Here is a 20,212-nt window from a genome sequence, read left to right as displayed (position 1 = left end):
CCCCAGAAGTACTAGGGGCGGACTAACTGTCCCGGCTCGGTCCTCGCCCGTTGAGTTGAGGTTGCCAGCCTCGGGCGGGGACCACTCCACGGCCCACAGTAGCGCCCCGCCCTCGTCCGCGTCAGTCCATAAGCCCATGCGGCCGTCAGTCGAATGGTCAGCGCGAAGTCGGCCCGTCAGCGGAAGAATGGCACTCGTCTGCCGCCTAGTAGTCCAGCGCCACCCCCCACTCCCCCAGCCACCGGTTCAGCCACAGCACCATCTCCAGGCTCCCCCGGTCGTACGACCTGCTGACCTCCCCCACCGGCCGCTCCAGCGCCCGCCGCGCGCGCCCCGCATCCAGGAGCGGCAGCACGGGCGCTTCCGGGTCGGACAGGACCGCGGCCAGTTCCGTCCGCAGCGCGCGTTCGTAGCCGGGGTCCTGCGTGGCCGGGTACGGGGACTTCACCCGGTCCACGACGGACGCCGGCAGCAGATCCGCCGTGGCCGCGCGGAGCAGGCTCTTCTCCCGGCCGTCGTGCTTCTTCATTGCCCAGGGGGCGTTGAAGACGTACTCCACCAGCCGGTGGTCGCAGAACGGCACCCGCACCTCCAGGCCGACCGCCATGCTCATCCGGTCCTTCCGGTCGAGCAGGGTCTGCACGAAGCGGGTCAGGTTGAGGTAGGTGATCTCGCGCATCCGGCGGTCCTCGGGGGGCTCGTCCGGCAAGGCCGGTACCTCAGCCAGGGCCTCGCCGTAGCGCTGCCGCCGGTAGCCGGCGATGTCCAGTTTCTCCAGCAGGCCGCGGTCCAGCAGCGCCAGGCCGCCGAAGTAGCGGGCCGAGCCCGAGGTGAGCCAGGGGAAGGTGTCCGCCTGCAGGGCGCCGGGGTTGTGGAACCAGCGGTAGCCGCCGAAGAGTTCGTCCGCGGACTCTCCGGACAGCGCCACCGTCGAGTTGCGCCGCACCTCCTTGAACAGCAGGAGCAGCGACGGCCACATGTCGCCCCAGAAGGCCGGTGGCAGGTCCGTGGCGCGCAGCACGGCCGCGCGGACGTGCGGTTCGGTCAGCTCCGCGCTGTCCAGCAGCACCTCGGTGTGGTCGGCGGCGACGTACGCGGCCAGTTCCCGGGCGTAGGGCGTGTCGGCGGAGCCGCGTACGGCGTCGGGCGCGAACTCCCCGCCGTCGGCGAAGTCCACGGAGAAGGAGCGCACCCGGCCCTCGCCGCGCTCCCGCAGCGAGCGCGCCGCGAGCGCGGTGACGGCCGACGAGTCCAGGCCGCCCGAGAGCAGCGTGCACAGCGGGACGTCCGCCACGAGCTGCTGTTCGACGATCTCCTCCAGCAGTCCGCGCACCGTGCCGATGGTCGTCCGTAGGTCGTCGGTGTGCGGCCGGGCCTCCAGCTGCCAGTAGCGGGAGGTCGTCAGGCCCTGCTCGGTGACGCGGACGAGGCCGCCGGGACGGACCTCGCGCATGCCCTGGTAGACGGCTTGCTCCGGGGTCTTCACCATGTCCAGGGCCTCGCACAGGCCCTCCGCGTCGACGCGTGGGACGACGGCCGGGTGGGCAAGGATCGCCTTCGGCTCGGAGCCGAAGAGCACCCCGTGCGGAGTGGACTGGTAGTAGAGCGGTTTGATGCCCATGCGGTCGCGGACGAGCAGCAGTTCCCGGGCACGGGTGTCCCACAGCCCGAACGCGAACATGCCGCGCAGCCGCTCGGCCGCGCCGGCGCCCCACTCCAGGCAGGCGGCCAGCACGACCTCGGTGTCGCTGCGGGTGCGGAAGCGGTGCCCGCGGGCGGCCAGTTCCGTGCGCAGCTCGCGGAAGTTGTAGACCTCCCCGCAGAAGGTCAGGACGGCGAGCGTCTCGCCGTCGCGGACAGCCGCCATGGGCTGGCGGCCGCCCTCCGGATCGATGATCGACAGCCTGCGGTGGCCGAGGGCCGCATGGCGGTCGAGCCACAGGCCCTCGGCGTCCGGTCCGCGGCAGGCCATGGTGTCCGTCATCGCCCGTGCGGTGGTCCTCTCCTCGGCGAGATCACGCTGGAAGTCCACCCAGCCCGCGATTCCGCACATGTCGACAGCCTTTCGCTCGCGCCGGCAGCCGCCGGGGTCGGGGTCGGGTACGCGTCAGCCCTGGACGGTCGGTCCGGTCAGGGACGCCTCGATGCGGGCCAGCAGGTCCCGCGGCGTCTTCGACTCGTTCACCACGTCGTCCGGGAAGGTCACCGCGTACTCGCGCTCGATCCTGCTGAGCGTGTTGAACAGGGCGAGCGAGTCGTAGCCCAGGTCCTCGAAGGTGCGGTCGAGGATGTCGCCGTCGAGGTCGACTCCCTCGTCCTCGCCTGCGCACTCGCGGAGCAGCCGGGTCAGGTCGGTGAGGGTGAAGGCGGTGGTCATGGGTGGTCCTGCCTTTCTCGGGTCGGGGTACGGGGCCGGTACGGGCCTGGTACGTCTTGCTCCGTGGTCGGTCAGTCGGTGCGCCTGACGATCAGCGCCGAGTTGAATCCGCCGCGGCCGCGCGCCACCACCAGCGCGGTGCCCAGCCGCGCCGGGCGGGGCTCGCCCGTGACGAGGTCGATCGCGTCCCGGTGGGCCTGCCGTTCGACGTGCACGGTGGGCGGGATCACGGAGTCGCGCATCGCCAGCACCGCCGCGGCGACGTCGAGCGGGCCGCCGCCGGCCAGCAGCCGGCCGGTCATCGTCTTGGGGGCGGTGACGGGCACGCCGCGCGGGCCGAAGATCCGGGCGAGGGCCTCGGCCTCCGTCCGGTCGTGCTCGGGAACGCCGGAGGCGTCGGCGAAGACGACGTCGACGTCGGCCGCGGTCAGCCGGGCGTCGTCGAGCGCGAGCCCGATCGCCCGGAGCACGCCCGGCACGGCCCCCGCGGTGCCGGGCCGGGCGTCGAACGCGGTGCCGTACCCGGCGACTTCGCCGTACCCGGTCCGTACGCCCCGCGCCCGGGCGGCGTCCGCGTCCTCCAGCACCAGCAGCGCGCCGCCCTCGCCCGGTACGAAGCCCCGGGCCCCGGTGTCGAACGGCAGGTAGGCGCGCCGGGGGTCGCGGGCCGTGCTGAGGCCGCCGGAGCGGATCAGGCAGATCCACGACCAGGGGCACAGCGAGCCGTCCACCCCGCCGGTGAGCATCAGCGGGGTGCCCTCGCGGACGTGGCGGCGGGCCTTGGCGACGGCGTCCAGGCCGCCCGCCTGGTCGGCGACGAGGGCGCTGCCCGGGCCGCGCATGCCGTGCCGGATGGAGATCTGGCCCGAGTTGACCGGGTAGAACCAGGCGAAGGACTGGTAGGCGCTGACGTACTGGACGCCCTTGCTCCACAGGGCCTCCAGTTCCTTCTGGCCGAACTCGAAGCCGCCGGCCGAGGCCGCGGTCACCACTCCGGCCGCGAAGTCCGGCATGGTGCGCGGGTCGGCCCCGGCGTCGGCGAGGGCCTCCTCGGCGGCGACCAGGGCCAGCCTGGTCATGCGGTCGGTCTGCGGCACGAGCCGGCCGGGGACCCTGGCGGTGCCGTCGAGGTCGGTCTGGCCCGCCAGCCGGGCGGAGTAGCCGGAGGTGTCGAAGCGGGTGACGGGGGCGATGCCGCTCTCGCCGCGCAGGGTGGCGTCCCAGTAGGCCTTGGCGCCACGCCCGTTGGGGGCGACGACGCCGAGGCCGGTGATGACCGCGGCGCTCATCGGACCGCGCTCCGTGCCGGATCGGTGAGGACCATCGCGCTCTGGAAGCCGCCGAAGCCGCTGGCGACGGTGAGGACGGTGGACACCTTCTGCTCCCGGGCGACCAGCGGCACGTAGTCCAGGTCGCACTCGGGGTCCTTCTCGTGCAGGTTGGCGGTCGGCGGGATCACCGAGTGCTCGATGGCGAGGGCGGACGCGGCCACCTCCAGGGCGCAGATCGCGCCGAGGGAGTGGCCGATCATCGACTTGATGGAGCTGACGGGCGTCGCGTAGGCGTGGTGCCCGAGGCTCGCCTTGAACGCCTCGGTCTCGTGCCGGTCGTTCTGCTTGGTGGACGAGCCGTGGGCGTTGACGTAGTCGACGGCGGTGGGGTCGAGGCGGGAGCGTTCCAGGGCGGTGCGGATCGCGTCGGCCATCTCCAGGCCGTCGGGGCGGAGGCCGGTCATGCTGTATGCGTTGCAGCGGGAGCCGTGCCCGGCGATCTCGGCGTAGAGCCGGGCGCCGCGCTGCCGGGCGTGCGACAGCTCCTCCAGGACCAGGACGGCGGCGCCCTCGCCGAGGACGAAGCCGTCGCGGGTGCGGTCGAAGGGCCGGGAGGCGGTGCCGGGCTCGTCGTTCCGCGGGGAGGTGGCCTTGATGGCGTCGAAGCAGGCGACGGTGATCGGGGAGACGGCCGCGTCGGAGGCGCCCGCGACCATCACCTCGGCGGATCCCTCACGGATGAGGTCGGCCGCGTGGGCGATGACGTCGATGCCGGAGGTGCAGCCGCTGGAGAGGATGCCGACCGGGCCCTGTGCCCCGGCGGTCCAGGCGATCTCGGCCGCCAGGGAGGAGGGGACGAAGTAGTCGTACAGGTAGGGGCTCGCGTGCGCCTCGTCGACGAGCCAGGCGGATCCCTCGTCGCTGACGACCGCGTACTCGCCGTCCAGGCTCTGGGTCATCCCGCACGCGGTGCCCATCATGACCCCGGTGCGCAGCGGGTCGGCCTCGCCGGTCACCCCGCTGTCCTCCAGGGCCTCGCGGGCGGCCACCACGCCGAATTGGGTGGTGCGGTCCCACTTCCTGATCTGCTGCCGGGTCAGGCCGGCCGCGATCGGGTCGAAGTCGCACTCGGCGGCCATGCGCGAGCGGAATGGCGAGGCGTCGAACAGGGTAATCGGGCGGGTCGCCGTGCGGCCGGAGGTGAGCAGTTCCCAGAAAGCCTTGGTACCGGCATTTCCGGGGGCCACCACGCCGATCCCGGTCACTACGACACGACGAGTGCCTGTATTGGCTGGCACCGCAGTCCTCCTTGCGATATTCGCTGCCGCCGGCCGGGGGCGCGCCGGTTTTACCGGTGCCGACAATGGCCGGGCGGGCTCGAGACGGCCTCGAATCCGTGTGGACCGGGCCGGGGCGGAGCCGGGTCGGAACGGCTCCGCCCCGGCAGGCGGGCGGGCCCGCGGCGGCCGGTCAGGCGGCGGCGAACAGGTCGAGGACCTGCTGCCGGTGCGCGGCGCAGTGCTCCAGGGCCGGGTCGGAGGCGAGCACGGCCTGGTGGAGGCGCTGGAGGCGGGGCGAGGGCTCGAGGCCGAGTTCCTCGACGAGCCGCTCGCGCAGGACCTGGAAGACGCGCAGGGCCTGCCAGGAGCGTCCGGAGCGGTACAGGGCGACCATGCACTGGGCGTGGAGGCCCTCGTGGAGGGGGTGCCGGCCGGCGAGCGCGGTGAGTTCGGTGAGCAGCGCGGCGTGGCGGCCGAGCCGCAGGTCCGCCTCGATGCGCAGTTCCAGGACGCCCAGCCGGCTCTCGTCCATGCGGGCCAGCTCGATGTCGAGGATCGGGCCGGTGGGGACGTCCACCAGGGCCCGGCCGCGCCAGAGCCCGAGGGCGGCGCGGAGCAGCCCGGCGGCGGTGGCGTCCTCGCCGCGGTCGAAGGCCTCACGCCCGGCGGCGGCGAGCCGGTCGTGCTCGTGGACGTCCACGCCGCCCGGCGGCACCCGGAGCAGGTAGCCGCCGTGCCGGGTGATCAGGACGTCCTTGGCGCGGGCCGCGCCGCCGGGCCCGTAAGCGCCGGCGAGCCCGCGGCGCAGCAGCAGGATGTAGGTCTGCAGGGTGGTGGCCGCGCTGCGGGGCGGCTCGGTGCCCCAGATCTCCTCCATGAGCAGGGACACCGGCAGCACCTGGTTGGCGTAGAGCGCGAGCAGCGCGAGGATCTGCCGGGGCTTGCCTGCGCTCGGGACGATCGACCGCCCGTCGACCTCGGCGCTCAGCGGGCCGAGCACTTTGACGTCCGGGCCCGTGGTCCTGATGTCCACCGTCTTGATGTCCATGTCCGTTCCCCCGTTCGTTTTCTGCCAGTTGCACAGTTCCGGCCAGTTGCACAGGGCCGGTCGCCCCCGGATTCGACGCATCCGCGAGGCTTCCACGAGCGTCGCCCGGCAGGGGGTCCGGGGGCCAGTGCCCCGATACCGAAGTCACGTGTGGTGCTCAACCGGTCCGGAGGGTGACGCATGCACGGGGCGGAATATGAACGGTGCACTGGTGGCATCCCGGCCATTCGCCGTAGACTGAATAACATCCCCGCGCAATTTCTTGAACTGTCAAGCGGCGAAGGCGTGTTGCCGCTCCGCACCATCCCCCGCGGATCACCATGCGCTGGCAAAATACTTCTCTGCCACTTCCAGCGTGCGGTGAAAACTCAATAAACTCGCGAGAGATCGCCTGAGATCGTCTTTCGGTCCGGGGTAATGGGGGAATTTGTGCGGGGGAATTTCTTTTCGAGCAAACGGGTGTGCGCCCCTGCCGGGCAGCATGCCGATCTCGCGCCGCGAATGGCCGTTTCCGTCACCGTGTGCGTCCACGCCATGGCCTTCGGAGTTGCGCTCGTCATCACCGCCGAGGCGGGGCACACCCCGCCGGAGCTGGCGGGCGCCGTCGTCCTGCTCCTGCTGCTGAGCGGGTTGCAGTTCCTGCACGCCTTTCCGCGGCTCATGCCGTTCGGGCCGGCGCCCTGTCTGTGGACGCTGCTGGCCCAGGCGCTGCTGACCTTCGTTCCCTATCTGCACTACGGGCAGGGGTGGTTGGGCATGCCCGGCTTCCTCGCCGGCTCGGCGGCGCTGGTGCTGCCCGAGCACCTGGCGTGGCCCGTGTTCGCGGCGGTCGTCGCGGGCACGGGCGCGCTGCGCTGGGAGTCGGCGCACAACATGCTCGTCGTCGCCCACACGACGTGCGCCACCACGCTGGTCGGGCTGGTGGTCTTCGCGCTGTCCCGGCTGACGTCCCTGGTCGACGAGGTGTACCGGTCCCGGCCCGAGGTGGCCCGGCTCGCCGTCGCCCACGAGCGGCTGCGCTTCGCCCGCGACCTGCACGACCTGCTCGGCTACAGCCTCTCCGCCATCACCCTCAAGACCGAGGTGGCCTTCCGGCTGACGCCGCCGCAGGGGGTCCGCGCCCGCCAGGAGCTGACCGAGATCCTGCAGACCTCCCGGCAGGCCGTCGCCGACGTCCGCGAGGTGGCCCGGGGATACCGCCGGATGTCCCTGCTGACCGAGGCCCAGTGCGCGGAGTCCCTGCTGGCCGCCGTGGGCATCCGCACCACGCTGCGCATGCGCTGCGGCGCGCTGCCGGATCCGGTGGACACCGTGCTGGCGACGGTGCTGCGCGAGGGCCTGACCAATGTGCTCCGGCACAGCAGGGCGAAGCACTGCGTCATCGAGGCCGAGCGGCGGAACGACTGCGTGCGGATGCGGCTGCTGAACGACGGCGTGCCGCGGGGGTACGACGCGATGGGCCCCCGGGACGGGAGCGGCATCGGGAACCTCCACTTCCGCGTGGCGGAGCTGGGGGGTGGGCTCAGCGCGCGGGTGCGGGCGGATGGGCGCTTCCAGCTGATGGCGGAGATTCCGGTGCCGGCGTCGGGGCGGGGAGCGGTGGGGGGTGAGGTGCCGGGGGGCAGTGACGTGCGGTTGTCGCCGACGGGGTGAGGGTGGGGGTGGGTGGGGTTTTCTTTCCCCGATCCCGCCCCTTCCCGAAAGTCCTCAAACGCCGGACGGGCTGAATTTTCAGCCCGTCCGGCGTTTGAGGACTTTCACCCCCTCAGTAATTCCCCAGCCCCCCGCACACGTTCATCGCCTGCGCCGTAATCGCCGCCGCCCCGTCCGAGACCAGGTACTCCACCAGCCCCGCCACCTCCTCCGGCGCCGTATAACGCCCCAGCGGAATCTTGGCGTTGAAGCGCTCCAGGACCTCCTCCGACGTGATGCTCCACGTCTCCGCGTACGCGTCCCGCACCCGCCCCGCCATCGGCGTCTCCACATAGCCGGGGCAGACGGCATTGACCGTGATGCCGGTCCTGGCCAGCTCCAGGCCCAGCGCCTTGGTGAAGCCGACGACTCCGTGCTTCGAGGCGGAGTACGGGGCCCCGAGGACCACGCCCTGCTTGCCACCGGTCGAGGCGATGTTGACGACGCGGCCCCAGCCCGCCTCCAGCATGCCGCCGGAGGTCAGGGCCTCCCGCGTCATCCGGAAGACGCTGTTGAGGTTGGTGTCGATGACGTCGTCCCACAGCTCGTCCGGGATCCGCGCGGTGACACCGCCCCCGCTGCGGCCCGCGTTGTTGACCAGGACACCCAGCGGGCCGTACCGCTCGACCGCCGCGGCCACCAGGGCGCGTACGTCCTCGACCGAGCGGACGTCCGCGTGGGCACCGGCCGCGTCGATGCCCACGGCCGTGAGCTGCTTGACGGTCCGCTCGACGTGCCCGGCGTCGCGCGAGCAGAGGAAAACCCGGTGGCCCGCGGCGCCGAGGCGTTCCGCCACGGCCAGGCCGATGCCACTGGTGGCGCCGGTGATCAGGCAGGTGTGCGCCGTCCGCCGGGGCGCGGCCGCCGAGGGTGCGGGAGGTGCCTGGGAGGTCATGGGTGGTGTCCTTCCGGTTCGCGGTGCCGTCCGCGGCCCGCCGGAGTCCGCCGGCCGCCCGGGGATCGTCGCGCCCCTCGGTGGAGGCGGTCTCGAGCCGGGCCGGAACCGGGGAACGACCACCGGGCAGGACACACGAAAGGGCGGTGCCCGCTCCCCGGGGGAACGGGAGCGGGCACCGCGTCCGTGGGATCCGTACGGCTCAGGCGGGCTGCTGCCGGAGCCTGCGCTGGACCCGGATCAGCACCAGGATGGGCAGCGCGGCCAGCACGGTCGCGCCCACCACCCACCAGTGGGTGTAGCCGAAGGCGTCCAGCGTGTGCGCCGCGGACCCGCCGCCCAGCGCGGCCAGCCGGTGCTGGAAGACCACGGTGAGGATGGCGATGCCCGTGGACCCGCCGACCCGCTGGAACACGTTGAGCATCGGCGTCGCGTGCGGCACCTGGGACTTGTCGATGACGGCGTACGCCGTGGCCATCGCGGGCATGACCGCCATGCCGATGCCGAAGCCGCGGACCACCAGGACCGCCGACAGCCACCAGTAGCTGTCGGACGCCCCGGCCAGCGCCAGCGGCAGCGCGCCGATCAGCGCCAGCACCAGGCCGGCGAGGATGACGGGGCCACCGCCCTTGCGGTCGGTGAGCCGCCCGGACAGCGGCAGCGCGAGCACCGTGCCGAGGCCCTGCGGCGCCATCAGCAGACCCGCCATGACAATGCTCTCGTGCCGCACGTTGAGGAAGTACAGCGGCATCACGATGAGTGCGCCGAACAGCGAGACGCCCAGGCAGAAGGTGCTGACGCAGGCCGATGCGAAGGCGGTGTTCTTGAAGAGCCGCAGATTGAGCAGCGGCGTGGGCGTCCGGAGGGCGTGCCAGGAGAAGGCCGCCATCAGCGCCAGCCCGCACAGGGTGGGGACGAGCGCCCCGGTCGCGGTGAAGCTGCCGCGCTCCGCGATCTGGGCCACGCCGTAGGTCAGGGCCGGCAGCCCGAGGGCGATCAGAACGGCGCCCACGGTGTCGAAGCGGCCCGGGTCCCGGGGCTCGGAGCGGGGCAGCAGCCGCAGCCCGGCCACGAGGCCGATGACGCCGAAGGGGACGTTGACCAGGAAGAGCCACTCCCAGCTGAGGTGCTGGAGCACCACGGCGCCGAGGGTCGGGCCCAGCACGGGGGCCAGCACGACGGGGATGCCCACGATGCTCAGCACCCGGCCCATGCGCCGGGGGCCCGCCTCCGCGGCCAGCATCATCTGGCCGGTCGGCACGATCAGGCCGCCGGACAGGCCCTGCAGGATGCGGAGGACGATCAGCAGCTCGACCGAGTCCGCGGCGGCGCAGGCGACGGACGCCAGGGTGAAGACGGCGACCGCCGCCAGCCACTGCTTCTTGGCGCCGATCCGCTTGGCCGTCCAGCCGCTGACCGGGATGGCGGCGGCCAGGGCGACCAGATATCCGGAGGCCACCCACTGAACGGTGTTCATCGAGGTGCCCAGCTCGTCGCCCAGGCGCTCGAGGGCCACGTTGACGATCGTCGCGGTCAGCGTCGACATGAATGCGCCGACGACAATGACCAGCCCCAGTAGCCAGATACGTGCGGTGATGCGGTCGTCGTCGGGCACGGTCGCGGCGCCGGACCGCAGCGTTCCGTCGACCGGCCGGCTCTGCTTGAGACCCATGCCATTCCCCTAACACTGTTCAACCTGACACTGTTAAGGATGCACCTGGCCCTGTCGGCCGTCAAGCGACCCGCGTCCATCAGCGAAAATGTGCTGGTCACCTTGTTGGGCCCTCCCGAACGGCGTTAACCTGGGCCCTGCGGGGGCGGCTCGACACAGGGAAAGGAGAGGCATGGCTCTTCGGCAGGAGACCGTGGTGCGCACCGCGCTCAGGCTGCTGGACGAGGTGGGGCTGGACGGGCTGAGCCTGCGCCGCCTCGCGAAGGACCTGGGGGTCCAGGCGGCATCCCTCTACTGGCACTTCAAGGACAAGCAGGAGCTTCTCGACCGCATGGCGGAGGAGATGCTGTCCGACGAGTTCGCCACCTACCGGCGGGCGCCCGAGCAGCACACCTGGGACGAGTGGCTGCGGGAGCTGATGTGGCGGCTGCGGAGGTCGCTGCGGACCCATCGGGACGGGGCGCGGCTGTTCGTCATCGCCCGCCCCGCGAAGCAGGCCCTCTTCCTCCAGGAACAGACGATGCAGGTGCTGCTCGGCGCCGGCTTCTCCAGCGAGGAGGCGATGCGCAACGCCAATGTCGTCGTCAACTACACGATCGGCTTCGTGCTCAACGAGCAGGCGGCGGAGCCGCGGGCGGCGAGCGGGGAATCGCCGGCGGCGATTCTGCGGGAGCTGCTGGCGAGTGGGGACTATCCGGCGTTGCAGATGTCGCTGGAGGAGTTGGGGAGGCCCAATCCGGATGCGGAGTTCCGGCACGGGACGGAGGTTGTGCTCGGGGGGATAGGGCGGCTGCTGGTGGGTGGGTAGGGGGGGTCCTTTCCCCACCCCGCCCCTTCCCGAAACTGGGGCTTCGCCCCAGACCCCGGACAGCGCTTCGCGCTGTGTTCTCAAACGCCGGACGGGCTGAATTCGCTCCCCGAACCGGGGGTCCGGGGGCTTGCCCCCGGTTTCGGGAAGGGGCGGGTAGGGAAAAGGCCCCCCTCACGCCTCGCACGCCGGCAACCCCCCGTGGTACTCCACCATCAACCCGAACGCCGCCACCTCATCCAGCACCCGCCCCTCCTCCCCACCCCGCACCTCGTCATACGCCCGCACAAGATTCGGCACCAGCCGTTCCGGGTCCAGCAGTTCGTCCCACTCCCCCGGCTCCGCCGACCGCGCCGCCTCCAGTGGGCCGACCCCCGCCGTCACCCCCGCCGCGGCCAGCCCCTGCACCCACCGCAGGTAGCCCGCGCAGCGGTCGAAGACCTCGGGGCCGCAGACCTCGCCGTGGCCGGGCACCACCGTCAGCGGGGCCAGCTCCCGGAGGCGGTCGAGCGTCCGCAGCGAGCCCGCGATGGAGCCCGTCACGCAGAAGGGCGTCACGCCGTTCATCACGATGTCGCCCGTGAACAGCACCCTGCGCGCAGGGATCCACACCACCGCGTCGCCCGTCGTATGCGCGGGCCCGAAGTGCAGCAGCTGCACCTCCGGACCGTCGTCCCCCGCATGCAGGGTCAGCCGGTCCGTGAAGGTCACCTGCGGCAGGGTGAGCCGCACGTCGCCCCAGTCCACGTCCGGCCACAGCTGCCGCAGACCCAGGCCCACCCGGGCCATGTCCCGCCGTGCGCCCTCGTGCGCCACGAAGACGGCGTCCGGGGCGAAGACGCAGTTGCCGAAGGTGTGGTCCCCGTGCTGGTGCGTGTTGACGACGGTCAGCCGCCCCGGGCCGCGCCCCGCCACCGCGTCGACGTGCGCGCGCAGCCGCCGCGCCCGGGCGACCGTCGCCGCGGTGTCCACCACGACCGTCGCATCCCCGCCGAGCACCACGCCTGCGTTGTTCAGGCACCAGCCGCCCGCGGGCTGCACAAAGGCGAACACGCCGTCGGCGATCTCCTCGAACCTGTGGGCTTCTCCGCTCATGCCGCGAGCCTCCCCCGCGCCGCTCGACGCCGGCTCGAGGCCCTGTCGAGCCCGGCCGCGGATGCTGCGGAAGACAGCGACACGGATCGCAAGGAGCAGAACATGGCACCCGCACTCACCGCACCGGACTTCACCGCGGGCCTGATGACCGTCAACACCTTCACCCTCAAGGACCCCGCCGACGCCCCGGTGTTCGAGAAGGAGTTCACCGAGCACGTCGTCTTCATGCGGGAGCAGGAGGGCTTCCTGGCCCACCAGACGAGCCGTTCCACCGGCCAACCGCACGTCTACGTGAACTCCGGCTGGTGGCGCTCCCCCGAGGACTTCGGGAAGATCACGGAATCTGCCGCCTTCCGCCGCCACGCCCGGCGGTTCCACGAGCTGGTGGAGGTCGCCGTGACACCCTCGCGGGCCGTGCACACCGCCGAGGCGGCAGCCCCGGTCGGCGCGCCCCTGCCGGACTTCCCGCTCGTGGTGACGGAGCGCTTCACGGTCACCGGGAGCGCGGCCCGGCTCGCCGCGTTCCCCGGCCTGTTCGCCGCCCACCTCGCCGCCGTCCCCGCCGGGGCGCTGGGCTGGGCGGTGCTGGGCGTCTCGCTGCCCGATCCGGCCGTCCACACCGTGATCAGCCGGTGGCGGTCCGCCGACGCGTACGCACGGGCCTGCGGCTCGCAGACGTACGGGGCGCTCGCGGCCGTCGCCGACGTGCGTTCCGACCCCGGTTCCGCGGTCGCGGAGAGCCGCTCGCCGCTCGCCCCAGGAACCGGCTCGTGAGCACGCCCCGCAAGGCCGTGGTGACGGGCGGCACCCGGGGCGTCGGCCTGGCCGTCGCCCGCAGGCTGTGCGCCACCGGTACCGATGTGCTCCTGGTGTACGGGCACGCCGACGACGCCGCGCGCCGCGCCCTCGACGAGCTGGCGCCGCTGCCCGGCGCGGCCGGCACGGTCAAGGCCGACCTCGCCGCGCCCGGCGCCGTCGGCGCGGTGCTCGACCGGGTCGCGGCGGACTGGGGGCGGCTCGACGTCTTCGTGCACAACGCCGCCTCCTGGCACCCGGCCCCGGCCGTCGGCGCGCCGCCGGAGGGCGTCCGGGCCGACCTGGCCGTCGCCCTGGAGCCGCTGCTGGCCGGCGCGCCCCGGATCGCCGACCTGATGGCCGGGGCAGCGGCGGGCCGGATCGTCGTCGTGTCCAGCCTGGGTGCGCGGCGCGTGGTCGACCGGTACGTCGGCGCCGGGCTCGCCAAGGCGGCGCTGGAGAGCCTGGTGCGCTATCTGGCCGTCGAGCTGGCGCCGCGCGGCATCGCCGTCAACGGCGTGACCACGGCCAAGCTCGACAAGGGCCCGGCGGCCGGGGCCCCGGAGGCCGTCCGGGCGCTGGCGCGGCGCACCCCGGCGGGGCGGCTGACCACGCCCGAGGACGTGGCCGCGGTGGTGTCGCTGCTGTGCCACCCGGACGCCGGGTGGCTCCACGGCCAGATCGTCACCGCCGACGGCGGACTCTCCCTGCTCGTCTGACCGCTCCCCTCCCCCGAGTAGAGATGGCGGATCGCATGAACGACACTCAGGACCGCACCACCGACGTGTGCGTCGTCGGCGGTGGTCCCGCCGGGCTCGTCCTGGCCCTGTTGCTGCTGCGCTCGGACATCGCCGTCACGGTGGTGGAGAAGGCGGGCTCCGCCGGGCGGGAGTACCGGGGCGAGATCCTCCAGCCCGGGGCGATGGCCCTGCTGGACGAGCTGGGCGTGCTCGGCGACGCCCGGGCGCGCGGGGCGCACGAGCACGACCGGTTCCAACTGGTCGACGGCGGGCGGGTGTTGCTGGAGGCCGACTACCGCAGGCTGCCCCGCCCGTACGACCACCTGCTGAGCGTCCCGCAGCCGCACGTCCTGGAGGCCCTGCGGGCCCGGTGCGAGAAGTACGAGCACTTCGCCCACCTCGGCTCGACCCGCGCGGGCGGGCTGCTGCGGGAGGACGGGGCGGTGGCCGGGGTGCGGGTGGACGGCCCGGGCGGGCCAGGGACGGTGCGGGCGCGGTGCGTGGTCGGGGCCGACGGGCGGTACTCGAAGGTCCGGCGGCTCGCGGGCATCGGGTTCACCCGCCGGGACGTCTTCGACCTCGACGTGCTGTGGTTCAAGGTCCCCGCCCCGGGCACGGGCGCGGTCCGCCGGGACGTGCGGGTGTACCGGGACGGCGGCGGCCCCGCGATGATCTACCACTCGTATCCGGACCGGCTGCAGATCGGCTGGATGCTCCCGCACGGCGGCTACCGGCAGCTGGCCGCCCGGGGCCTGTGCCACGTCAAGGAGCAGATCGCCGCGGCACTGCCCCGCTACGCGGACGTGATCGACGAGGAGGTGCGCAGCCTGCGGGACCTGAGCCTGCTCGACGTGTTCTCGGGCCGCGCGGACCGGTGGGCCGACGACGGCCTGCTGCTGATCGGCGACAGCGCCCACACCCACAGCCCCATCGGCGCACAGGGCATCAACCTCGCCGTCCAGGACGCGGTGGCCGCCCATCCGGTGCTGGTGGACGCGGTCCGGCGGCGGGACGCGAGCGCCCGGGTCCTGGGGGCGTTCGAGGAGCGGCGGGCCGCGGACGTCGACGGCGTGACGCAGCTGCAGGTCGCGCAGAGCAGGGCGATGCTGTCGCACGGCGCGCTGGCCACCCGGGTCCGGCCCGCAGCGGCCCGGCTGCTCGTGCACACGCCGCTGTACCGCAAGGTGCTGCACCGCATCGCCTACGGCAACCGGCGGGTGCGCGTACGGACCGATCTGTTCCGGCTGCCCTGAGGCGCCCCGGGAAGCGTCGAGGTGCCCTGGGAGACGTCCCAGGAGGCGTCCCCGCCGGCGCCTCCAGCCGCGCTCGAGCGGGCGCGCCGACAGTGTCCCCATGGATCTGGGACTGACACGACGCACCGTTCTGGTCACCGGCGCCACGGGCGGCATCGGCGAGCCGCTCGCGCGCGCCTTCGCCGCGGAGGGGGCCCGGGTCGCCGTGGGCTACCGGCACCGGCACGAGGCCGCCCGGAAGCTCGCAGCCGACCTCGGGGAGGCCGATGACCTCGCCTTTCCCGTCCCGTACGCCTTGGACGAGCCGGGCTCGCCCGCTCGCGCGGTGGCGGCCGTGGAGGAGCGCTGGGGCTCCCTCGACGTCCTGGTGGCGAACGCCTTCCGGTGGGGGGTGCGGCGGCCGCCGGGCGGCCGCTTCGAGGACGTGCCGGAGGACGACTGGTACCCGCTCGTCGAGCACAACCTCGCACCCGTGCTGCGCACCGTGCAGCACGCGGTGCGGGGGATGCGCGCCCGCGGCTGGGGCCGGATCGCGCTGGTCTCCTCGCACAACGCGCTGGGCGGCAACCGCGGCCAGGAGTTCTACGGGGCGGTCAAGGCCGGGCTGCACGGGCTGGCCCGGAGCCTGATGTGGGACCTGGGCGGGGACGGGGTGCTGGTCAATGTGGTGGCGCCCGGGCTCACCACCACCGAGCGGGTGTGCACCGGGCTGCCGGAGCCGGTGCTGGCGCGGGAGCGGGGTGCCACGCCGACGGGGCGGCTGAGCGCGCCCGAGGATGTGGCACGAGCGGTGGTGTTCCTGTGCTCGGGCGCCAACGGCAACGTCACCGGGGAGACGCTGACGGTGGCGGGCGGCCGCTGAACTCCTTCGAACTCCCCTGAACATCGCGGAACTTGACCCCGACGCACCGCCCCGGAGGAACACCGTGCGCGTCCTGTTCACCACCTGGAACGCCCCGTCCCACCTCTTCCCGATGGTCCCGCTGGCCCGGGCCCTGCGGGCGGCGGGCCACGACGTACGGTGCGCCGTGCCGCCCGCCGCCGCGCCCGCGGTCCGCGCGGCCGGCCTGTCCCCGGTCGCGGTGGGCGAGGACGTCCCGGCCGGTCCGCCGGGCCCGCCCCCGCCGGACCCGGCGGGCTGGCCGGCCGACTGGCCCGTACGTCCCGAGCTGCTCGACGACGGTCAGCGGCAGGTCCTCGCGGCGCTGGGCGGGAAGCAGTTGCGCGCCGCGGAGGCGATGCTGCCGGACCTCGCGGCGTACGCGCGCGAGCTGCGGCCGGCGCTGATCGTCCACGATGCGGCCGCCCATGCGGGTGCGGCGGTGGCCGCGGCGCTCGGTGTCCCGGCCGTCAGCCACCTGTGGGGCAGTGCGGCGGTGGTGCGGCTGGAACTGGAGGGGCTGCGGGGGCGGCGGCTCCCGGCGCACCGCGCGCTCTTCGCGAGCGTGGGCGCCGATCCGGACCACGAGGCCGCGCTGTGGCTCGACCCGTGCCCGCCGGGCCTTCAACTGCCGTCCGCCACCGCGCGCTCGGCGTTCCGGCCCGTCCCGTACGGGGTACCGGACCGCGTCCGCGTCGAATGGGACGGCGCGGCGGGACTTCCCGTGGAGGCCGTGGCCGTGGGCGGCATCGAGGTGGTGTGCGGGAGCCGGGTCGTGGTGCATCAGGGCACCGGCACGTCGGTGGCGGCCGTGGCGTCGACGGGGGTGCCCCAGCTCGTGGTCGCGCCCCGGCCGGAGCAGCTCGTGACCGGGCGGCGGCTGGCCGCCGCCGGGGCGGGCCGGTGCACGACGCCGGGCGCCGCCGACGCGGACCGGCTGGCGGCGGAGGTACGGGCGCTGGCCGGCGATCCGGCGTACCGGGCCGGGGCGGCCCGGCTGGCGGCGGAGCTGCGCGCCCTGCCGGGCCCGGCGCAGCTGGTACCCCGACTGGTGGAGCTGGCACAGGCGTCTTAGAGCCAGCCGGATTCGCGGGCGATGCGGACGGCGTCGACGCGGTTGCGGGCGCCCAGCTTCATGACGACCGTCGCGAGGTAGTTGCGCACCGTGCCGACGGACAGGAACAGCCGGGCGGCGATCTGCCGGGCGCCGTCCCCGGCGGCGGCCAGCTGGAGCACCTGGAGTTCCCGCGGGGTGAGCGGGGAGAGGCCGCCGTCCAGGGCGGCGAGGGCCAGCTGGGGATCGACGACGCGCTCCCCGCGGACGATCCTGCGGATGGCGTCCACCAGGTGGTCGGGCTCGGCGTCCTTGGGCATGAACCCGGAGGCGCCGGCCGCCAGCGCCTGGCGCAGCCTGCCGGGGGCGGCGAGGTTGGTGAGCATCAGCACCCGGCACTCGGGCACTTCGCCCCGCAGCAGTTCGGCCGCCTTGATGCCGTCGATGCCGGGCATGGCGATGTCCAGGACGGCCACGTCGGGCTTCAGCTCCACGGCCTTCGCGGCGACTTCGTCACCGCTGGCCAGCTCGGCCACCACCTCGAAATCCGGCTCCAGTTCGAGCAGGGTGACCAGTGCCTTGCGGAGCATCCGCATGTCGTCGGCGATCAGGATCCTGATCATGTTCGTCCCCCGTGATGAGCAGTGCCTGCAGCGCGCCCCAGGAGCGATTATGTCCGCGGCCGCCCGCCGAATCGACTCACTTTCGGACATTGATTCCGTTTGTCCGGGGTGCGGGAGCGCACGGCTACGGACGCGTCTCCGCCCGCAGCCACTCCAGGTACTCCGCGCTGCCCGCCGTCACCGGCAGCGCAAGGATCTCCGGCACGTCGTACCCGTGCCCGTCCTTGATGTGCGCCTCGAGCGCTTCGTAGCGGTCGGCCGCGGTCTTGAACAGCACCCGCCACTCCGCGGCGGTCTCGACCGCGCCCTCCCAGCGGTACACGCTCGTGACCGGCCCGTCGATCTGCGCGCACGCGGCCAGGCGGCGCTCGACGGCCCCGGCGGCCAGGCGGCGTGCCGCGCCCTCGTCGGACGTGGTGGTCATGACGGTGAGGTACTGGGGGTCCGGCATGGCGCCGACCGTACACCGGAGTCCGCGTGGCGGGCGTTGTCAGTGGCGGGGCGTACGCTCGCGGGCATGAGTTACGCAGACCTGCGCGAACTGAGGAGCGCGCTCAGCAGCGCCTCGGACATCGCCTTCTCGCTGGACGCGGAGCCCGCTCCGCACGAGGCCGAGCAGCTCGTGGACGCGCTGCGCCGCGCGCTGACGGCGGCCGCGGCGCTGGGGGCCTCGGCGGGGTCCACGGGGTGCGCCGAGCATCCGAAGGGGGCGGTCGATCCGCTGTACGGGGACAAGGACAATCCGCTGCCCCCGGGCTGGGGCCGCTGCCTGCTGTGCAACGACCGGCGGCGACGGGCCGGCGCCCAGCGGCGCGGCTGGCGCTGACCCGGCCCGTCGGCTGCCCGGTCAGCCGTTCATGGAGGCCCAGAACTCCTCGAAGGAGAGCACGCCGTCGCCGTTGCCGTCCTTCTTGTTGATGATGGCCTGGGCCACGGTCACGGTGACGTTGTGGTCGCCGAGCTGAGCCATCACGCTCTTGTATTCCTCAGCCGTGATGAACCCGTCGCCGTCGATGTCGAAACGGGCAAAAGCCTTACGGGCTTCCTCGATGTCGGCCATGTGAGCCTCCCCTTGAGTGCTTGGTGGACCGGCACAGATTAGCCGCCGGTCACCAGCTCCAGATAACGGTCCCAGTCCCAGTACGGACCGGGGTCCGTGTGCGTGGAGCCGGGCACCTCCACATGGCCGATGATGTGCTCGCGGGTGACGGGGATGCCGTAGCGCGCGCAGACGGCCGCCGCGAGCCGGGCGGAGGAGCGGTAGAGGGCGTCGGTGAAGTACTCGGGCCGGTCGATCCAGCCCTCGTGCTCGATGCCGATGCTGCGGGTGTTGTAGTCCCAGTTCCCGGCGTGCCAGGCGATGTCCTTCTCGCGCACGAACTGCCCGATGTAGCCGTCCTCGGACGCGACCATGTAGTGCGCCGAGACCTTGGCCGCCGGGTCCTGGAAGATCCGCCGGGCGTCCGGGAAGGTCTCCTGGGTCACATGGACGACGACGAACTCCACCGGGTAGGCGCGAGGGCGGGCCGAAACCGTGTAGTTGGCGCTGCTCGCCGGTATCCAGTGGGTGGCCGGGTAGGGGGGCTGTTCCATGGGGACTCCCGGGTCCGGGGCTCGTCGGGTACATGAGACCCGCGGAGGCAGCGCTCCGCAAGGACTTCGACGACTCCGTATAAAAATAAGACAGACCCCGGATTAATTCATGGAATGCAAGGCGCGTGGTACAGGTCACCTTGGATTGAAGAGGGCTCGCTTTGGATTCGGCGTACTCCGCATGTCATAGTCGAGCCCAGCGACCCCCATTGACCCGGGCCAGGTCGTCATCACCGCCGCGGAACACACCCCATTTCTCCGCGGCGCATTCGAAGAGGCCCCCGGCCCGCCCGATCGAGGCGGATGGGGGCCTCTTCGTATGTGTGGACCGGATATCCGCACGGACGGACCGACCCGCTCAGCGGTCCACCACGCGCATCTCGAACCACGTGGTCTTCCCCCGCGCCAGCAGGTCCACCCCCCACCGGTCCGAGAGCCGGTCCACCAGGAACAGGCCCCGGCCGCTCGTGTCCGTCTCGCGCACCGGCAGCAGGCACGGCAGCCCCCGCGAGGGGTCGCGCACCTCCACCCGCAGCCATCCGCGCCGCCGCACCATCCGCAGCCCGAAGTAGCGGGCCCCGGTGTGCCGGACGGCGTTGCCGACCAGCTCGGAGACGAGGAGCACCGCGTGCTCCGTGAGCTGGACCGACAGCCCCCAGTGCCGCAGGACCACGGCCTGGGTGAGCCGGCGGGCCGCTACGGCGGACTCGGGGCGGGAGGGCAGCCGGACCTCCCCCAGGGTGGGATTGCCGAACAGTTCGAGCGCATTGAGCGCCAGTTCATCCTCAACGGACGGGCTCCACCGGGCCGGGGCCGTACCGGCCCGTTGCCGCGGCTGCCCCGTCCCCTCCAGGCCCGCCATGCCCCCCATCATGGCCGTCACCAAGGCGCCACGGAGTGGAACGGCGGGATTCGATTCAGCGGAGCGTGACGTTCCGGGGGTATGTGACGGCATATGCCAGCGGCTCCGCGGCGCCCAGCAAACACGGACTGACCTGCGGCGGATCCGGCCGCACAAAAGATCGCCGAGCGCGTGGGGGAAGCCCTGTCACGGGTCGGCACACTCCTGACAGAATTCCCCCACAAGAGTAAACACGCGGAGGACTTCCCTCCGGGCAATTCACCCTTAATCGCCC

At 72.9% G+C, this 20,212-nt stretch carries 21 protein-coding genes; 8 read left to right on the top strand and 13 right to left on the bottom strand.

From position 1 onward, the window contains the following. Nucleotides 1–205: 205 nt before the first annotated feature. The 5 genes from asnB to AC1Z4A_RS23265 form a co-directional block, all read right to left on the bottom strand. Entirely contained in the window at nucleotides 206–2,053 is a 1,848-nt protein-coding gene (gene asnB, locus AC1Z4A_RS23285; RefSeq protein WP_483681773.1) for an asparagine synthase (glutamine-hydrolyzing), read from the bottom strand. A gap of 54 nt (nucleotides 2,054–2,107) precedes the next feature. Beyond that, on the bottom strand, nucleotides 2,108–2,377 hold the full coding sequence (locus AC1Z4A_RS23280; RefSeq protein ID WP_483681771.1) for an acyl carrier protein: 270 nt from the start codon (nucleotides 2,375–2,377) through the stop codon (nucleotides 2,108–2,110). Nucleotides 2,378–2,448: 71 nt separating this feature from the next. Continuing rightward, nucleotides 2,449–3,666: a ketosynthase chain-length factor gene (locus AC1Z4A_RS23275; RefSeq protein WP_483681770.1), complete on the bottom strand. Its 1,218-nt coding sequence runs from the start codon at nucleotides 3,664–3,666 to the stop codon at nucleotides 2,449–2,451. Continuing rightward, nucleotides 3,663–4,946 (bottom strand): beta-ketoacyl-[acyl-carrier-protein] synthase family protein, encoded by a 1,284-nt coding sequence (locus tag AC1Z4A_RS23270; protein WP_483681768.1) that lies wholly within the window; start codon nucleotides 4,944–4,946, stop codon nucleotides 3,663–3,665. Before AC1Z4A_RS23270 ends, AC1Z4A_RS23275 begins: the two co-directional genes overlap by 4 nt. Before the next feature lie 172 nt (nucleotides 4,947–5,118). Then, on the bottom strand, nucleotides 5,119–5,976 hold the full coding sequence (locus AC1Z4A_RS23265) for an AfsR/SARP family transcriptional regulator (protein WP_483681766.1): 858 nt from the start codon (nucleotides 5,974–5,976) through the stop codon (nucleotides 5,119–5,121). 501 nt (nucleotides 5,977–6,477) lie between these two features. Between AC1Z4A_RS23265 and AC1Z4A_RS23260 the strand changes: the two genes are divergently transcribed. Continuing rightward, nucleotides 6,478–7,629, top strand: a complete 1,152-nt coding sequence (locus AC1Z4A_RS23260; RefSeq protein ID WP_483681765.1) for a sensor histidine kinase — start codon at nucleotides 6,478–6,480, stop codon at nucleotides 7,627–7,629. A gap of 112 nt (nucleotides 7,630–7,741) precedes the next feature. Here AC1Z4A_RS23260 and AC1Z4A_RS23255 read toward each other — a convergent pair whose 3' ends face one another. Further along, on the bottom strand, nucleotides 7,742–8,563 hold the full coding sequence (locus AC1Z4A_RS23255) for an SDR family NAD(P)-dependent oxidoreductase (RefSeq protein ID WP_483681763.1): 822 nt from the start codon (nucleotides 8,561–8,563) through the stop codon (nucleotides 7,742–7,744). A gap of 202 nt (nucleotides 8,564–8,765) precedes the next feature. Further along, complete coding sequence (locus tag AC1Z4A_RS23250; RefSeq protein WP_483681761.1) at nucleotides 8,766–10,235, bottom strand: DHA2 family efflux MFS transporter permease subunit; 1,470 nt, start codon at nucleotides 10,233–10,235, stop codon at nucleotides 8,766–8,768. Between the two features lie 172 nt (nucleotides 10,236–10,407). On the opposite strand from AC1Z4A_RS23250, the gene AC1Z4A_RS23245 reads away from it, so the two are divergent. Continuing rightward, a complete protein-coding gene (locus AC1Z4A_RS23245) occupies nucleotides 10,408–11,043 on the top strand; it encodes a TetR/AcrR family transcriptional regulator C-terminal domain-containing protein (protein WP_483681760.1) in 636 nt (211 codons plus the stop codon). 174 nt (nucleotides 11,044–11,217) lie between these two features. On the opposite strand, the gene AC1Z4A_RS23240 is transcribed toward AC1Z4A_RS23245, so the two are convergent. Next, on the bottom strand, nucleotides 11,218–12,138 hold the full coding sequence (locus AC1Z4A_RS23240; protein WP_483681758.1) for an MBL fold metallo-hydrolase: 921 nt from the start codon (nucleotides 12,136–12,138) through the stop codon (nucleotides 11,218–11,220). Between the two features lie 102 nt (nucleotides 12,139–12,240). Here AC1Z4A_RS23240 and AC1Z4A_RS23235 point away from each other — a divergent pair, with 102 nt between their 5' ends. From AC1Z4A_RS23235 to AC1Z4A_RS23215, 5 genes are all read left to right on the top strand, one after another. Further along, the gene (locus AC1Z4A_RS23235; protein ID WP_483681757.1) at nucleotides 12,241–12,912 is read left to right on the top strand and encodes an antibiotic biosynthesis monooxygenase family protein; all 672 of its coding nucleotides are present in this window, start codon (nucleotides 12,241–12,243) and stop codon (nucleotides 12,910–12,912) included. Beyond that, nucleotides 12,909–13,652, top strand: a complete 744-nt coding sequence (locus AC1Z4A_RS23230; protein WP_483681756.1) for an SDR family oxidoreductase — start codon at nucleotides 12,909–12,911, stop codon at nucleotides 13,650–13,652. Before AC1Z4A_RS23235 ends, AC1Z4A_RS23230 begins: the two co-directional genes overlap by 4 nt. A gap of 35 nt (nucleotides 13,653–13,687) precedes the next feature. Beyond that, complete coding sequence (locus tag AC1Z4A_RS23225; protein WP_483681754.1) at nucleotides 13,688–14,926, top strand: FAD-dependent monooxygenase; 1,239 nt, start codon at nucleotides 13,688–13,690, stop codon at nucleotides 14,924–14,926. Nucleotides 14,927–15,026: 100 nt separating this feature from the next. Next, a complete protein-coding gene (locus AC1Z4A_RS23220; RefSeq protein ID WP_483681752.1) occupies nucleotides 15,027–15,788 on the top strand; it encodes an SDR family NAD(P)-dependent oxidoreductase in 762 nt (253 codons plus the stop codon). A 64-nt stretch (nucleotides 15,789–15,852) separates the two neighbouring features. Continuing rightward, complete coding sequence (locus AC1Z4A_RS23215; RefSeq protein ID WP_483681750.1) at nucleotides 15,853–16,881, top strand: nucleotide disphospho-sugar-binding domain-containing protein; 1,029 nt, start codon at nucleotides 15,853–15,855, stop codon at nucleotides 16,879–16,881. Here the strand turns inward: AC1Z4A_RS23215 and AC1Z4A_RS23210 are convergent. Both AC1Z4A_RS23210 and cutA read right to left on the bottom strand, forming a co-directional pair. Then, nucleotides 16,878–17,483 carry a response regulator gene (locus tag AC1Z4A_RS23210; protein WP_483681749.1) on the bottom strand — a complete coding sequence of 202 codons (606 nt, stop codon included), beginning with the start codon at nucleotides 17,481–17,483 and terminating at the stop codon, nucleotides 16,878–16,880. The genes AC1Z4A_RS23215 and AC1Z4A_RS23210 overlap by 4 nt on opposite strands. Before the next feature lie 124 nt (nucleotides 17,484–17,607). Continuing rightward, a complete protein-coding gene (cutA, locus tag AC1Z4A_RS23205; protein WP_483681748.1) occupies nucleotides 17,608–17,934 on the bottom strand; it encodes a divalent-cation tolerance protein CutA in 327 nt (108 codons plus the stop codon). Nucleotides 17,935–18,000: 66 nt separating this feature from the next. Between cutA and AC1Z4A_RS23200 the strand changes: the two genes are divergently transcribed. Continuing rightward, nucleotides 18,001–18,309 (top strand): hypothetical protein, encoded by a 309-nt coding sequence (locus AC1Z4A_RS23200; protein ID WP_483681747.1) that lies wholly within the window; start codon nucleotides 18,001–18,003, stop codon nucleotides 18,307–18,309. 21 nt (nucleotides 18,310–18,330) lie between these two features. On the opposite strand, the gene AC1Z4A_RS23195 is transcribed toward AC1Z4A_RS23200, so the two are convergent. The 3 genes from AC1Z4A_RS23195 to AC1Z4A_RS23185 all read right to left on the bottom strand — a co-directional run bounded on the left by AC1Z4A_RS23195 (nucleotide 18,331) and on the right by AC1Z4A_RS23185 (nucleotide 19,950). Beyond that, complete coding sequence (locus AC1Z4A_RS23195; protein ID WP_483681745.1) at nucleotides 18,331–18,543, bottom strand: EF-hand domain-containing protein; 213 nt, start codon at nucleotides 18,541–18,543, stop codon at nucleotides 18,331–18,333. A gap of 38 nt (nucleotides 18,544–18,581) precedes the next feature. Then, complete coding sequence (locus tag AC1Z4A_RS23190) at nucleotides 18,582–19,076, bottom strand: N-acetylmuramoyl-L-alanine amidase (protein WP_483681744.1); 495 nt, start codon at nucleotides 19,074–19,076, stop codon at nucleotides 18,582–18,584. Between the two features lie 358 nt (nucleotides 19,077–19,434). After that, nucleotides 19,435–19,950, bottom strand: a complete 516-nt coding sequence (locus AC1Z4A_RS23185; protein WP_483683697.1) for an ATP-binding protein — start codon at nucleotides 19,948–19,950, stop codon at nucleotides 19,435–19,437. Nucleotides 19,951–20,212: the final 262 nt, after the last annotated feature.

The sequence above is a fragment of the Streptomyces sp. 17_S59 genome, from assembly GCF_056930295.1.
This window is presented reverse-complemented; position numbering and strand designations above follow the sequence as displayed.

Excerpts from the sequence above, each read along its gene's own strand:
- asnB (WP_483681773.1), bottom strand. The coding sequence starts at position 2,053 with ATGTGCGGAATCGCGGGCTGGGTGGACTTCCAGCGTGATCTCGCCGAG.
- AC1Z4A_RS23280 (WP_483681771.1), bottom strand. The coding sequence starts at position 2,377 with ATGACCACCGCCTTCACCCTCACCGACCTGACCCGGCTGCTCCGCGAG.
- AC1Z4A_RS23275 (WP_483681770.1), bottom strand. The coding sequence starts at position 3,666 with ATGAGCGCCGCGGTCATCACCGGCCTCGGCGTCGTCGCCCCCAACGGG.
- AC1Z4A_RS23265 (WP_483681766.1), bottom strand. The coding sequence starts at position 5,976 with ATGGACATCAAGACGGTGGACATCAGGACCACGGGCCCGGACGTCAAA.
- AC1Z4A_RS23260 (WP_483681765.1), top strand. The coding sequence starts at position 6,478 with ATGGCCGTTTCCGTCACCGTGTGCGTCCACGCCATGGCCTTCGGAGTT.
- AC1Z4A_RS23255 (WP_483681763.1), bottom strand. The coding sequence starts at position 8,563 with ATGACCTCCCAGGCACCTCCCGCACCCTCGGCGGCCGCGCCCCGGCGG.
- AC1Z4A_RS23250 (WP_483681761.1), bottom strand. The coding sequence starts at position 10,235 with ATGGGTCTCAAGCAGAGCCGGCCGGTCGACGGAACGCTGCGGTCCGGC.
- AC1Z4A_RS23245 (WP_483681760.1), top strand. The coding sequence starts at position 10,408 with ATGGCTCTTCGGCAGGAGACCGTGGTGCGCACCGCGCTCAGGCTGCTG.
- AC1Z4A_RS23240 (WP_483681758.1), bottom strand. The coding sequence starts at position 12,138 with ATGAGCGGAGAAGCCCACAGGTTCGAGGAGATCGCCGACGGCGTGTTC.
- AC1Z4A_RS23235 (WP_483681757.1), top strand. The coding sequence starts at position 12,241 with ATGGCACCCGCACTCACCGCACCGGACTTCACCGCGGGCCTGATGACC.
- AC1Z4A_RS23225 (WP_483681754.1), top strand. The coding sequence starts at position 13,688 with ATGAACGACACTCAGGACCGCACCACCGACGTGTGCGTCGTCGGCGGT.
- AC1Z4A_RS23220 (WP_483681752.1), top strand. The coding sequence starts at position 15,027 with ATGGATCTGGGACTGACACGACGCACCGTTCTGGTCACCGGCGCCACG.
- AC1Z4A_RS23210 (WP_483681749.1), bottom strand. The coding sequence starts at position 17,483 with ATGATCAGGATCCTGATCGCCGACGACATGCGGATGCTCCGCAAGGCA.
- cutA (WP_483681748.1), bottom strand. The coding sequence starts at position 17,934 with ATGCCGGACCCCCAGTACCTCACCGTCATGACCACCACGTCCGACGAG.
- AC1Z4A_RS23200 (WP_483681747.1), top strand. The coding sequence starts at position 18,001 with ATGAGTTACGCAGACCTGCGCGAACTGAGGAGCGCGCTCAGCAGCGCC.
- AC1Z4A_RS23195 (WP_483681745.1), bottom strand. The coding sequence starts at position 18,543 with ATGGCCGACATCGAGGAAGCCCGTAAGGCTTTTGCCCGTTTCGACATC.
- AC1Z4A_RS23190 (WP_483681744.1), bottom strand. The coding sequence starts at position 19,076 with ATGGAACAGCCCCCCTACCCGGCCACCCACTGGATACCGGCGAGCAGC.
- AC1Z4A_RS23185 (WP_483683697.1), bottom strand. The coding sequence starts at position 19,950 with ATGATGGGGGGCATGGCGGGCCTGGAGGGGACGGGGCAGCCGCGGCAA.